The sequence below is a fragment of the Alishewanella sp. HL-SH05 genome (assembly GCF_052655985.1).
Genome location: NZ_CP199753.1, coordinates 2,257,664 through 2,271,079, shown reverse-complemented (window position 1 = coordinate 2,271,079; position 13,416 = coordinate 2,257,664). Strand labels below are relative to the sequence as shown.

Annotated in this window: 11 protein-coding genes; 9 read left to right on the top strand and 2 right to left on the bottom strand. The window is 45.0% G+C overall.

Annotated features, from left to right (window positions below):
- Positions 1 to 47: 47 nt before the first annotated feature.
- Both pyk and ACUJFL_RS10395 read right to left on the bottom strand, forming a co-directional pair.
- Positions 48 to 1,484 carry a pyruvate kinase gene (pyk, locus tag ACUJFL_RS10400; RefSeq protein ID WP_229585668.1) on the bottom strand — a complete coding sequence of 479 codons (1,437 nt, stop codon included), beginning with the start codon at positions 1,482 to 1,484 and terminating at the stop codon, positions 48 to 50.
- 115 nt (positions 1,485 to 1,599) lie between these two features.
- On the bottom strand, positions 1,600 to 2,457 hold the full coding sequence (locus ACUJFL_RS10395; protein ID WP_226752208.1) for a MurR/RpiR family transcriptional regulator: 858 nt from the start codon (positions 2,455 to 2,457) through the stop codon (positions 1,600 to 1,602).
- A gap of 279 nt (positions 2,458 to 2,736) precedes the next feature.
- On the opposite strand from ACUJFL_RS10395, the gene zwf reads away from it, so the two are divergent.
- The 9 genes from zwf to ACUJFL_RS10350 all read left to right on the top strand — a co-directional run bounded on the left by zwf (position 2,737) and on the right by ACUJFL_RS10350 (position 13,371).
- On the top strand, positions 2,737 to 4,209 hold the full coding sequence (gene zwf, locus ACUJFL_RS10390; protein ID WP_226752209.1) for a glucose-6-phosphate dehydrogenase: 1,473 nt from the start codon (positions 2,737 to 2,739) through the stop codon (positions 4,207 to 4,209).
- A gap of 2 nt (positions 4,210 to 4,211) precedes the next feature.
- On the top strand, positions 4,212 to 4,901 hold the full coding sequence (gene pgl, locus ACUJFL_RS10385; RefSeq protein ID WP_226752210.1) for a 6-phosphogluconolactonase: 690 nt from the start codon (positions 4,212 to 4,214) through the stop codon (positions 4,899 to 4,901).
- Positions 4,902 to 4,912: 11 nt separating this feature from the next.
- Positions 4,913 to 6,745, top strand: coding sequence for a phosphogluconate dehydratase (gene edd / locus ACUJFL_RS10380; protein WP_445427412.1), 1,833 nt, complete (start codon positions 4,913 to 4,915; stop codon positions 6,743 to 6,745).
- Entirely contained in the window at positions 6,738 to 7,709 is a 972-nt protein-coding gene (locus ACUJFL_RS10375) for a glucokinase (protein ID WP_445427411.1), read from the top strand. Before edd ends, ACUJFL_RS10375 begins: the two co-directional genes overlap by 8 nt.
- 3 nt (positions 7,710 to 7,712) lie before the next feature.
- Complete coding sequence (locus tag ACUJFL_RS10370; RefSeq protein WP_226752213.1) at positions 7,713 to 8,357, top strand: bifunctional 4-hydroxy-2-oxoglutarate aldolase/2-dehydro-3-deoxy-phosphogluconate aldolase; 645 nt, start codon at positions 7,713 to 7,715, stop codon at positions 8,355 to 8,357.
- A gap of 137 nt (positions 8,358 to 8,494) precedes the next feature.
- Positions 8,495 to 10,090: an ABC-F family ATPase gene (locus tag ACUJFL_RS10365; protein WP_226752214.1), complete on the top strand. Its 1,596-nt coding sequence runs from the start codon at positions 8,495 to 8,497 to the stop codon at positions 10,088 to 10,090.
- A 124-nt stretch (positions 10,091 to 10,214) separates the two neighbouring features.
- Positions 10,215 to 10,682 carry a Dps family protein gene (locus tag ACUJFL_RS10360; protein WP_445427410.1) on the top strand — a complete coding sequence of 156 codons (468 nt, stop codon included), beginning with the start codon at positions 10,215 to 10,217 and terminating at the stop codon, positions 10,680 to 10,682.
- A gap of 207 nt (positions 10,683 to 10,889) precedes the next feature.
- Positions 10,890 to 12,335 (top strand): sodium:proton antiporter NhaD, encoded by a 1,446-nt coding sequence (nhaD, locus tag ACUJFL_RS10355; protein ID WP_445427409.1) that lies wholly within the window; start codon positions 10,890 to 10,892, stop codon positions 12,333 to 12,335.
- 190 nt (positions 12,336 to 12,525) lie between these two features.
- Complete coding sequence (locus tag ACUJFL_RS10350; RefSeq protein ID WP_226752217.1) at positions 12,526 to 13,371, top strand: HDOD domain-containing protein; 846 nt, start codon at positions 12,526 to 12,528, stop codon at positions 13,369 to 13,371.
- The last annotated feature ends 45 nt before the right edge of the window (positions 13,372 to 13,416 follow it).

The following is a 13,416-nucleotide window of genomic DNA, read 5'->3' as shown; positions in this document are numbered from 1 at the left end:
AACAAAAAGGCCCTGCATTGCAGGGCCTTTGCTAATGATACAAAAACTTATTTAACGGTCACAATGCGGCAGGTATTAGACGCGCCAACCTGTAACATCACATCGCCGTGCGTCATAATGACTAAGTCACCTGATTTTAAACCGGCTTTCTCTCTGATCACCTTGATGGCTTCATCAGCTAAAGACAAGGCTTCTACTTCGGTGCTGTCAAAATGCACGGGATAAACACCACGATACATCGCCATTTTGTTCAGGGTTTTGGTATGGCGCGATAGCGCATAAATAGGCTGTGGTGAGGTGATACGAGACATCAACTTCGCAGTATAGCCTGATTCAGTTAACGCAATAATGGCTTTAATTCCTGGTAAATGGTTTGCCGCATACATCGCAGACAATGCAATAGTTTCACTGACTTCTGTGAAGTTTAAGTTCATTCGATGCTTAGAGCTTTGCACTGATGGGTGTTTTTCAGCACCAATACAAACGCGCGCCATGGCTTTGACGGTTTCAATGGGATATTTACCTGCAGCAGTTTCAGCAGATAACATGACACCGTCAGTACCATCTAACACAGCATTGGCCACGTCCATGACTTCTGCACGCGTTGGCATCGGGCTTTCGATCATGCTTTCCATCATTTGCGTTGCGGTGATCACAATGCGATTTAATTGACGTGAACGCGCGATAATGCGTTTTTGTTGGCCAACCAGTTCAGCATCGCCTATCTCAACACCCAGATCGCCACGTGCAACCATCACGGCGTCAGAAGCACGAATGATATCGTCGAGGGTTTCATCATCGGCAACGGCTTCAGCACGTTCTACTTTTGCCATAATGCGGGCTTCAGAGCCTGCTGCCACGGCAAGTTCACGGGCATAACGTAAATCATCACCAGAACGCGGGAAAGAGACGGCAAGGTAATCAACATCAATTTCAGCGGCAGTAATAATGTCGCGTTTGTCTTTTTCAGTCAGGGCAGGGGCGGTTAAACCACCACCTTGGCGGTTGATCCCTTTATTGTTACTTAATTTACCACCGATAGTGACTTCAGTGATCACGCGCTCGCCTTGCACGTCGTTTACTTTTAATACAATACGGCCATCATCTAGCAGTAGTAAGTCGCCGGCAACGACATCTTGAGGCAGTTGCTTGTAATCGATACCCACTTGCGTGTTATCGCCTTCACCTTTACCTAAAGTGGCATCTAGCACGAAGGTTTGACCTTCTTCTAGCATAATAGCGCCATCTTTAAAGGTTGAAACCCGAATTTTAGGGCCTTGTAGATCGCCTAAGATCGCGACATTGGCGCCTAACTTAGCCGCGGCAGCTCGCACCATCTCAGCACGTTGCTTGTGATCTTCTGCCGTTCCGTGAGAAAAGTTTAAACGAAAAACGCTGGCACCAGCGCTGATCAATTTCTCTAGGATAGCTTGCGTATTCGTTGCGGGACCGAGGGTGGCGACGATTTTAGTTCTTCTGAGCATCGAAAACTCCTGCTGTTGAAGCTGTGAATAGCTTACTGCTTAGTCTAATGTAATTTTATTACATAACCTAGCAGAAAACTGAATTAAAATTACAAAAACGATCATATTTCAACGCTTAGCTGATTTGATCTTTTTTATCAAAGCGCGAACCACGCAAACTATCTTTGACTTTCTTTAAGTTTTCTCGAAACTTACTGCCACGTCTTAAGGTAAAGCCGGTCGCTAAAATATCAATTAATACCAGTTGCGCGACCCGCGAAGCCATTGGCATATACATGTCGGTATCTTCGGGTACATCGAGAGAAAGCACCAAGGTACATTCTTTAGCTAACGGGCTGTCATAAGCCGTAATACCAATAACAGTTGCATCGTTTTCACGTGCTATCGCTGCGATATCACACAGGTTTTTCGTTCTACCCGTGTGGCTGATACACACGACCACCTCTCCATCACAGCTGTTAATTGCCGACATACGTTGCATGACGATGTCATCAAAGCAAACCACCGGAACGTTAAACCGAAAAAATTTGTTTTGTGCATCATGGGCTACCGAGGCAGAAGCCCCAAGGCCAAAAAATGAAATTTTCTTTGCTTGGGTTAAGACATCGACCGCACGGTTAATGGCGCTAATATCTACTCGTTGCCGTGCAGTATCCAGTGCAGCCATAGTCGATTCAAAAATTTTGGCCGTGTAAGCCTCTGGGCCATCTTCTTCTTCGACATGCCGGTTCACATACGGCGTACCATTAGCAAGACTTTGTGCCAAGTGTAGTTTAAAATCAGGAAAACCTTTGGTATCGAGTCGACGGCAAAAGCGATTAACGGTGGGCTCACTCACATCTGCTAATTTTGCTAAAGAAGCAATGCTGCTATGAATAGTGGTTTGAGGATTCGCCAGAATAACGTCTGCAACTTTGCGTTCGGATTTGCTGAAGTTATTGACGCTATTAATAATTTTTTCAAGTACGTTCATTCGCTGCTACCTGCACTTATCATTCCTCGTAAGGTCGAGGTGAGTTTTTTTAAGTTTAATGATCTGTCGGTTATACTGTTTTATTTCAATTGTGCCGACAAAACAGTATTAAATTTACCACAAAACCTGAGGAATAGGATAAAACCTGCACTATAATACTACTTTAGTTAAATTTTGAACAGTTCTGTAATTAAATTACATTATATGGCGTTTACAAGCGACATTCTCTCCGTTAGTATGGGGTAAGTGTTGTAAAATTACATCTTTTAAGGCTGAGTTATGACAACCTCCAAGCAAAACCAGGCATGTGATCTTATTCTATTTGGCACCAAGGGCGATCTTGCTCGCAGAAAATTGTTGCCCGCATTATATCAACTTGAGAAAGCCGGTTTATTAGCCGCAGACTCCCGTATTATTGGGGTAGCGCGTGATGATTTAGATAACGCTGCCTATATTGAACTGGTTAAAAGCAACCTAACGCGCTTCTTAAAAAAAGAAACCCTAGATGAAACCGTTTGGGAGACCTTATCTAAAAAGCTGCATTATGTTTCTATCGATTTAAAAGAAACGGCTGATTATAAAAAGTTAGCTGAGGTGGTGGATATCACCAAACGTGTACCCGTGAGTTATTTTGCTACTCCTCCTTCATTATTTGGCGATTTGTGTCGGGGTTTAGCAGAAGCAGGTTTAGCCGCAGAGCCATCGCGAGTGGTGCTTGAAAAACCGATTGGTCACGATTTGCAATCGTCTTATGTGATTAACGATCAAGTGGCTGAGCATTTTAAAGAGTGCCAAATTTATCGTATCGATCATTACTTAGGTAAAGAAACGGTACTTAACTTATTAGCCCTGCGTTTTGCGAATGCTATTTTTGCTTCTAACTGGGATCACAATGCCATTGATCATGTGCAGATCACCGTGGCTGAAGAGGTCGGCGTAGAAGGCCGCTGGAGCTACTACGATGATGCCGGTCAAATGCGCGACATGGTGCAAAACCATTTATTACAAGTGTTGTCACTGATTGCCATGGAGCCGCCTGCACGCTTAGATGCAGACAGCATTCGAGATGAAAAATTAAAAGTATTGAAAGCCTTACGTCGAATTGATGACAGTAACGTACAAGAAAAAACCGTACGTGGTCAGTATTCGGCGGGTTTTGCGGCGGGCCAAGCCGCACCCGGTTATTTAGAAGAAGAGGGCGCTAGGCCCAACAGTAAAACCGAGACTTTTGTGGCGATAAGGGTGGATATTGATAACTGGCGTTGGGCCGGTGTGCCGTTTTATTTAAGAACGGGCAAGCGCATGCCGAAGAAACACAGCGAAGTGGTGATTTGCTTTAAGCCACAACCGCACAATATTTTTAAAGCCACTTACCGCGATTTACCAGCCAACAAATTAATTATTCGTTTACAGCCAGATGAAGGGGTCGAAATTCAGGTAATGAATAAGATCCCAGGTCTTGGCGAAAGCATGCGCTTACAACAAAGTAAGCTAGATTTAAGTTTCGATGAAACCTTTAAATCACAGCGTATTGCAGATGCCTACGAACGGTTGTTACTTGAAGCGATGCTGGGTAACCAGTACTTGTTCGTGCGTCGTGATGAGGTTGAACAAGCCTGGCAATGGGTTGACGGTATTATCAACGCTTGGAAAAACACCAATGAGCCACCGAAGGCCTATCAAGCCGGTACTTGGGGCCCCGTTTCGTCTATCTCGATGATGGCACGTGACGATCGTAATTGGGACGAATAAGCATGAATTTACAAACGTTTTCTGATAGCAACGCTTTAAACCAAGCCTTTGCCCAGCAACTATTGACGATTCTCAGCACGGCGATAGCCGAACGTGGTCAAGCAACGCTGGTTGTTTCGGGGGGCCGTACGCCATTAGCGTTATTTAGCACTTTGGCCAATACGGAGCTAGCTTGGGATAAAGTGACCATTTTATTGGCCGATGATCGTTATTTACCCACCAGTGCTGAGCACAGCAACGAGCGGTTAGTTAAGGCTAATTTATTACAACAGCATGCGGCTAAAGCACACTTTATTAGTTTATATGCCGAAGCCGCGGATGCGTTTGCTGCTGTACCGCAGATTTTGCCCCGTGTTGCGGCTTTGCCTACGTTTGATGCCGTTATTTTAGGCATGGGTGAAGATGGTCATACGGCATCATTGTTTCCGTGCAGCCAACAGTTGGCTGCAGGTTTAGCTGATGATGCACCGGCGGTTCTGGCTACAGAGCCCACCAGTGCTCCTTATCAACGGATCAGTTTAAGCAAAGCGCGTTTGTTAGACAGTCGGCATATTTTTCTGCACTTAGTGGGTGAAAACAAATATCCGGTTTTACAACAAGCATTAGCCGACACCGATCCAATGGAAATGCCCATTCGAGCATTCTTACAGCATCCATCCATCAGCATTGATGTGATGTACGCACCGCAATAGAGGTTTTAGTTATGAATCCAGTGATTCAGAAAGTTACCGATCGTATTATCGCCCGCAGTAGTAAAAGTCGTGCTATTTATTTAGAACGGTTAGAGCAAGCCCGTCAACAGGGCCCACACCGTGGTGTCTTGAGTTGCGGTAACTTAGCACACGGTTTTGCTGCCTGTAGTGCCAGCGATAAAGCGGATTTACGCAGTCTAACTAAAGCTAATATTGGCATTATCTCGTCTTATAACGATATGTTGTCGGCGCATCAACCTTATCAAACGTATCCAGACATCATTAAAAAAGCCGTTAATGAGATCGGCAGTGTTGCCCAGTTTGCTGGCGGTGTTCCTGCCATGTGTGACGGTGTCACCCAAGGCCAACCTGGCATGGAATTAAGTTTACTCAGCCGCGACATTATTGCGATGTCTGCTGCGGTAGGCTTATCACACAATATGTTTGATGGCGGCTTAATGCTCGGGATCTGCGATAAAATCGTTCCGGGTTTATTAATGGCAGCGTTGAGTTTTGGTCATTTACCTTTTGTGTTTGTTCCTGCCGGCCCGATGCCATCAGGGATCCCAAATAAAGAAAAAGCGCGCGTACGTCAGCTTTATGCTGAAGGAAAAGTGGGTAAAGAGGAGCTATTAGAAGCGGAAGCCGCGTCTTATCACTCTGCTGGAACCTGTACTTTCTACGGCACGGCCAACTCGAATCAATTAGTGGTAGAAATGATGGGCCTGCATTTACCTGGCTCGTCTTTTGTTAACCCCAACACCCCGTTACGTGATGAATTAACCAAGGCGGCAGCTCGTCAAGTAACGCGTTTAACAGCGCTAGGTAATGACTATTTACCTATCGGTAAATTGGTTGATGCAAAAGCCATTGTTAACGGTATCGTGGGTCTGTTAGCCACGGGTGGTTCAACTAATCACACTATGCACCTGATTGCGGTTGCGCGTTCAGCCGGTTTTATTGTGAATTGGGATGATTTTGCTGAGCTGTCAGATGCGACGCCGTTGTTAACGCGCATTTACCCGAACGGCCAAGCAGATATTAACCATTTCCAATATGCCGGTGGTATGGCGTACTTGATAAGCACTTTATTAGATGCCGGCTTATTACACGAAGATGTGCAAACGATTGCGGGCCCAGGGCTACGTCGTTATACCCAAGTTCCGGTATTACAAGACGGCAAATTAGTTTGGGTGGATGGTCCCGAGCAATCATCTGATGATGATGTTTTAACCTCAGTGGACAAACCCTTTAAAGCTCATGGTGGCTTACAAGTGTTATCCGGTAATGTCGGTCGCAGCGTCATGAAAACCTCTTCACTGCGTCCAGGCACCGAAATTGTTAAAGCGCCAGCAGTCGTTTTCCACAGCCAACATGAATTAGACGCGGCGTTTAAAGCCGGTGAATTAGACAAAGACTGTGTTGTTGTAGTGCGTTTCCAAGGTCCAAAAGCTTGTGGTATGCCAGAGCTACACAAGTTAACGCCACCGTTAGGGGTGTTACAAGATAAAGGTTTTAAAGTGGCTTTGGTAACGGATGGTCGAATGTCGGGCGCGTCAGGAAAAGTACCAGCAGCCATCCACGTCACACCAGAAGCCTTAGATGGCGGCAACATTGCTCGTATTAATAACGGCGATATGCTGTTAGTGGATGGCGAAAGTGGCAAGTTAGAAGTGTTGGTCGATGCCAAAGAGTTTGCCGCAAGACCGGTTGCAGTAGCAGACATGGCACCGAATTTATACGGCATGGGCCGTGAAATGTTTGGTGCCATGCGTCAGCAACTTACTGGGGCTGAGCAGGGTGCATGCAGCTTATTTATTACGGAGGAACACCTGCATGGCTGACACTCGTAAATTTGCCATCGTCGCCGATATTGGTGGCACAAATGCCCGCTTCAGCCGAGTTGCATTAGATACCTTAGCGCTGGATAAAGTCGCAGTTTATCCTTGTGCAGATTTTGCAACCTTAGCCGATGCATTATCGCACTATCAACAGCAGCAAGGATTAACTGCGTTAAAAGATGTTGCTATTGGTATTGCTTGCCCCATTAACGGTGATGAAGTTCGGATGACGAACTTTCATTGGCAATTTTCGATTAAGGCCATGCAAGCCGGCTTGGGGTTAGATACGCTGCTGTTAATGAATGACTTTACCGCTGTTGCCATGTCATTACCGGCGTTGGCTGATGATCAAAAAATTCAGATTGGCGGTGAAGCCGCGAAGCCAGCACTGCCTATGGCCGTGCTGGGTGCCGGAACGGGCTTAGGCGTGGCGCATTTAGTGCCTTTTGGCCAAAAGTATATACCGTTACCGGGTGAAGGCGGCCATGTTGATTGGGCGCCACAAACTGAACAAGAGTGGTTTATTTATCAACAACTAGCTGCTGAACATGGTCATGTTTCACCAGAACGCCTGTTATCAGGCCCTGGCTTAGAAGCCATTTATCGTGCGCTAGCGGCTTATCAAAAAATCGACACGCCCGCTTTAACTGCCGGTGAGATTGGCCAACAAGCGCTCAGCAACAGCTCAGCGTTAGCCATAGCAACAGTTGAACAATTTTATGCCAGTCTTGGCAGCATAGCCGGTAATTTAGCATTAACACTCAGTACTTTTGGTGGCGTATACGTGGCCGGAGGCATTGTACCGAAACTTCTACCCTTGTTAGGTCGCAGCGAATTTCGTCAACGATTTGATGCAAAAGGGCGCTTTAGTGGCTTCAACCGGCAAATACCGGTTTTCATTGTTACAGCCGAGCAACCCGGTTTATTGGGTGCCGCGGTTTATCTAAAACAAACATTGGCGGGTTAATTTATGGCATTTTCTAATTGGCAACTACAACCATCGGTGTTGTTTGCTATGGGTCCTGTAGTTCCAGTAATCGTTATTAAAGATATTAATGACGCTGTTCCGTTAGCCAAAGCATTAATTGCTGGTGGTATTAAGGTGTTAGAAGTGACATTGCGCACTCCACAAGCGTTAGCGGCCATTAAACTTTTAGCTGAAGAAGTGCCAGAGGCGGTTGTCGGTGCCGGTACGGTGACCACTGCAGAACAATTAGAGCAAGTCATTGCAGCAGGTGCAAAATTTGCTATCAGCCCAGGATTAACCGAAAACTTGTTAATTGCTGCCAAAGAATCCAGTATTCCGCTGATCCCCGGCATCGCCACCATTTCAGAGTTAATGCAAGGCACTGTCTTAGGCTATACCCACTTTAAATTTTTCCCTGCAGAAGCTGCTGGGGGCGTGAAGAACCTAAAATCAATTTATGGTCCTTTTGCCGATATTCGTTTTTGTCCTACCGGTGGAATTAACGAGAAGAACTATCATGATTACCTGGCTCTACCGAATGTCAGTTGTGTTGGCGGTTCATGGATAGTACCTGATAGCGCAGTCGATGCTAAAGACTGGGCGACCATTACCGCGCTAACGGCCAAAGCCGTTGCCGAGGCAAAATAAGGTAACAACAAACCGGCTTAGGCCGGTTTCTTGTTTTAAGCACATTTAAAAGCACTGTGCTTTTGAGTTTTACCGACAAAACACGTATAGTAGCGCACCATTTTTAGCTGTTTTAACCCTGTAACGGACCCTTTTCTGTGATTTCAACCAATAACATTACCATGCAGTTCGGCGCTAAGCCGTTGTTTGAAAATATTTCGATTAAATTTGGCGATGGCAATCGTTATGGTTTGATCGGCGCGAACGGCTGCGGCAAGTCGACATTCATGAAGATTTTAAGTCGCGAGCTTGAACCTAGCGCGGGTAATGTTTTTGTTGAGCCTAACTTTCGCGTAGCAAAACTGCATCAAGATCAATTCGCCTTTGAAAAGTACACCGTTATTGATACGGTGATCATGGGGCATGCAGAGCTATGGTCGGTGAAGTCAGAACGCGATCGTATTTATGCCGAGCCTGAAATGACTGAAGAAGATGGCATGAAAGTCGCCGATCTGGAAGTCGCTTTTGGTGAGATGGATGGCTACTCTGCTGAATCGCGGGCCAGTGAATTATTATTAGGCGTGGGGATCCCGATTGAGCAGCATTATGGTTTGATGTCGTCAGTCGCGCCAGGCTTCAAATTACGTGTGTTATTGGCCCAGGTGTTATTTGCTGATCCCGATATCATGTTGCTAGACGAACCTACCAACAACTTGGATATTAATACGATCCGTTGGTTAGAAAACGTGTTGGCTGAGCGTAATTCCACCATGGTCATCATCTCGCACGATAGACACTTCTTAAACAGCGTCTGTACGCATATGGCTGATTTAGACTACGGCGAGTTACGCGTATTCCCAGGCAACTATGATGAATACATGACGGCCGCCACGCAAACACGTGAGCGTTTGTTATCGGATAATGCCAAGAAAAAAGCGCAAATTGCCGAACTCCAAACGTTCGTCAGCCGCTTTTCTGCCAATGCGTCAAAAGCACGACAAGCCACCAGTCGCGCTAAACAAATTGATAAAATTCAGTTAGAAGAAGTGAAAGCCTCTAGCCGTGTTAATCCGTTTATTCGTTTTGAACAGCAAAAACAATTGTATCGTTTAGCGTTAGAAGTGGAAGACTTAAGCAAAAGCTTTGGTGAATTACAACTATTACGCAAGTTAAAAATGACCATCGAAGTCGGTGAAAAGGTCGCCATCCTGGGCCCGAACGGTATCGGTAAATCAACCCTGTTAAAGTGTTTAGTGGGTGATCTCAAACTGGATAGCGGTACGGTAAAATGGTCTGAAAACGTCTGTATTGGTTACTATGCGCAAGATCATGCACATGAATTTGCAACTGACATGACGTTGTTCGATTGGATGAGCCAATGGAAACAACCCTCAGATGACGAGCAAGCGATTCGTGGTGTTTTAGGACGTTTACTATTCTCACAAGATGACATCAAAAAGTCCGTTAAAGTGTTATCGGGTGGTGAGCAAGGCCGTATGTTGTTCGGTAAACTGATGTTATTAAGACCGAATATTTTGGTGATGGATGAACCGACTAACCACTTAGATATGGAGTCGATTGAGTCACTTAACTTAGCCTTAGAGCATTACAAAGGAACCTTGTTGTTTGTCAGTCATGACCGTGAGTTTGTTTCTTCGTTGGCCAGCCGTATTATCGAAATCACCGACAAAGGGATGAGTAACTTTGCCGGTAGTTACGAAGAATATCTGGCGCAACAACTCGCCTTACAATAACCACTTAACGGCTGGCATAAACTGTTTATATTATGCCAGCCCTTGATATTGAATATTTTGCCTCCATGTCATTGTTAATAGGCTAACATTTCTTGTGCATTAACACTTAAACCAAGGATAGAAAATGAAGATCAATATAGGTATTGAAGAAGAACAGCGTAAAGCCATTGCTCACGGTTTATCGGTATTACTGGCAGATACTTATACGCTGTATCTGAAAACACATAATTATCATTGGAATGTTACGGGTCCAATGTTTCAAACCCTGCATACATTATTTGAAACCCAGTACACCGAGTTAGCGGTTGCCGTGGATGATATCGCCGAGCGGATCCGGGCTTTAGGTGAATTTGCGCCAGGCTCTTATAAAGCTTATGCCGGTTTAACCAGTTTAAAAGAAGCAGACGGTATTCCAACAGCGGAAGAGATGATTAAAGACTTAGTCAAAGGCCAAGAGGCCATTGCTAAGACTGCTCGCTCTATTGTGCCCGTGGCAGACGGCGCTTCAGATGAAGTGACGCTGGATCTGCTGACGCAGCGTATGACAGTACATGAAAAAAATGCGTGGATGTTACGTAGCTTAGTGGCTTAATCTGCCCATCTTCATCGGTAATTAAAGGAGCCTGAGGCTCCTTTTTTTCTGTCTAAAAAGTAAACTTTGGTCTAATTTTGCAATTTATCGTGGAAATCCGCCAACTCATCTGGCACTCTGGCCATCCAGAAGTGCAATATTTTATTAACTGAAATTGGCTGATCCACCGTGGATCTGTTTTAAAACGCAACCCGAATAGGTTTATGCATGCAAAAGTTCCTTTCTGTTTTCTGCTGTGCCGTGCTGTTATTACTTACCCCCTCAGCCTTTGCGGCAGCAGCTGGGCACCTAGAACTGACACAATCGATGGTTGGCTATGTGTGTATCGGTATTTTCGTTATCGCTTATGCACTGGTGATGGGCGAAGAAAAACTGCATATGCGCAAATCCAAGCCCGTATTAGTTGCGGCCGGTTTAATTTGGATGTTAATTGGTTGGGTTTATATTCAGCAGGGGCAACCCGAAGTCACGCAGGTGGCATTTCGGCATAATTTGCTCGAATTTGCTGAGTTAATGCTTTTTTTATTAGTAGCGATGACCTACATCAATGCAATGGAAGAGCGGCGTTTATTTGATGCGTTACGTTCTTGGATGATAAAAAAGGGCTTCAGTTATCAAAACCTGTTCTGGATCACCGGCTTTTTATCCTTCTTTATCTCACCGGTAGCAGATAACCTGACCACGGCTTTGCTGATGTGTGCTGTGGTGATGAAAGTGGCTGAAGGCGATAAAAAATTTATCAATTTATGCTGTGTCAATATTGTGGTCGCCGCTAATGCCGGGGGCGCTTTTAGTCCGTTTGGTGACATCACTACGCTGATGGTGTGGCAAGCTGGTTTATTACATTTTCAAGAATTCTTTGCACTGTTTATCCCATCTTTAGTTAATTTCTTAGTCCCGGCCATAGTGATGAGTTTTTTTGTCGAAAAACGTCAACCCAGTGCGTTATTAGAAGAAGTGGAATTAAAGCGCGGTGCACTGCGTATCGTGAGTTTATTTCTCATCACCATTGCTACTGCGGTAAGTTGTCATACCTTCCTGCATTTGCCCCCGGTACTGGGTATGATGATGGGCTTGGGTTATTTACAATTTTTTGGCTACTTTTTACGGCAAACATTACCGGGTTCATTGGCGCGCAAAAGAGCAATGGCTGAACGTACCGGTGATGTGGAACGTTTAAAACGTTTAGGCGGCGTTGTGCCGTTTGATGTGTTTAGTCGAGTACAACGCGCTGAGTGGGATACCTTATTGTTTTTTTACGGTGTCGTGATGTGTGTGGGGGGCTTGGGCTTTTTAGGTTATCTTGGCTTGATGTCTGATATTCTGTATACCCAATGGGGTGCGACAAATGCCAATATTGCCTTGGGCGTGATCTCGGCCGTGATCGATAACATTCCGGTGATGTTTGCGGTACTGACCATGCAACCTGAGATGTCACACGGTCAATGGCTATTAATTACCTTAACCGCCGGGGTAGGCGGTAGTTTACTGTCGATAGGCTCTGCGGCAGGGGTGGCCTTAATGGGCCAAGCCCGAGGTTACTATACCTTTTCTGGGCATTTAAAGTGGGCGCCGGTTATTGCTCTTGGTTATGCGGCGTCCATTGCCACGCATCAATGGATTAATGCCGGTTTATTTGAGATTTATGGTTAAGTTTTTGGCCGCTAACTGTGGGTAAAACATACACAGTTGGCGGTTTTTATCACTCTTTTTGCCTTTCTGAGCTAAAATTCCTAAGTATTTTAGCTAAAACCTTGTAAAATCAAAACTTGAAGTAACACTTATACTTACCTTAGTGTAGGTTATGTAGTGTCTAAGCGTAGGTTAAAACGGAGAAGGTCGAATGAATGCGTTACAGTATGCGCAAAATGTGCAAGAGCTGTTTTCTTTACCGGATAGTTATTTCCGGGTTAAAGAGCTTATGGATTCAGACACTGCAAATCTTGATGATATTGCCGATGTCATTCTGCTTGATCCGGTATTAACGTCAAAAATTCTAAAACTGGCTAATAGTGCGGTTTATCGTCTGCCTTACCAAGTTGAAACCATCAACAAAGCGTTATTGGTATTAGGTAAAACCCAGGTCTATAACTTGATCCTCAGTATTGGTATCAGTACCGCCTGTAGCAAATTGAACACGCAAGCGATTGACACCGAACGTTTTTGGGAACAAAGCGTTAATGCGGCATTAATTGCTAAATATTTAGCACAGCGTATTGGCTTAAAACATCCCGATCGCGCTTATGTTTCTGGTTTATTACATAATATTGGTGAGTTAGTCGTTGTGCAGCAAAACGCTGACGTGGCTGCAGCTTGTCAAGAATACACCGATGAAATGAAACCCTGGCAACTACAACAAAAACTGCTTGGCTTTAGCTATGCCGCTTGCGGTGCAGAATTACTGAATATGTGGCAGCTGCCTGATTCAATCGTAGAGCCACTTGCTCTGCAAAATAATACCCATTATGAAGCGCGATCACTTGATGTGCTTGTAGTGCATCTTGCTGTACGTTTAGCCTTAGCTAATCAGCACCCTGAGCTTTATAATATGCAAACGCTGGTCGATCCCTACTTATTAGAAGTACTGCAACTGGCGCAGGCGGATTTGATTAAAGCGATCGATTTTTGTAATACCGAAGGCTTGTTCGTGTTGTCCATTTTAAACCCTAGGATCAGCACCATTTATTAAATCAATTTACTGCCATCGACAGGTGGCAGTGGTCATTTTCGGATT

Bases quoted from the DNA above. Each gene is read 5' to 3' on its own strand.
- nhaD (WP_445427409.1), top strand. From the start codon at position 10,890: ATGCAAAAGTTCCTTTCTGTTTTCTGCTGTGCCGTGCTGTTATTACTT.
- ACUJFL_RS10370 (WP_226752213.1), top strand. From the start codon at position 7,713: ATGGCATTTTCTAATTGGCAACTACAACCATCGGTGTTGTTTGCTATG.
- ACUJFL_RS10395 (WP_226752208.1), bottom strand. From the start codon at position 2,457: ATGAACGTACTTGAAAAAATTATTAATAGCGTCAATAACTTCAGCAAA.
- pgl (WP_226752210.1), top strand. From the start codon at position 4,212: ATGAATTTACAAACGTTTTCTGATAGCAACGCTTTAAACCAAGCCTTT.
- edd (WP_445427412.1), top strand. From the start codon at position 4,913: ATGAATCCAGTGATTCAGAAAGTTACCGATCGTATTATCGCCCGCAGT.
- pyk (WP_229585668.1), bottom strand. From the start codon at position 1,484: ATGCTCAGAAGAACTAAAATCGTCGCCACCCTCGGTCCCGCAACGAAT.
- ACUJFL_RS10360 (WP_445427410.1), top strand. From the start codon at position 10,215: ATGAAGATCAATATAGGTATTGAAGAAGAACAGCGTAAAGCCATTGCT.
- zwf (WP_226752209.1), top strand. From the start codon at position 2,737: ATGACAACCTCCAAGCAAAACCAGGCATGTGATCTTATTCTATTTGGC.
- ACUJFL_RS10375 (WP_445427411.1), top strand. From the start codon at position 6,738: ATGGCTGACACTCGTAAATTTGCCATCGTCGCCGATATTGGTGGCACA.
- ACUJFL_RS10350 (WP_226752217.1), top strand. From the start codon at position 12,526: ATGAATGCGTTACAGTATGCGCAAAATGTGCAAGAGCTGTTTTCTTTA.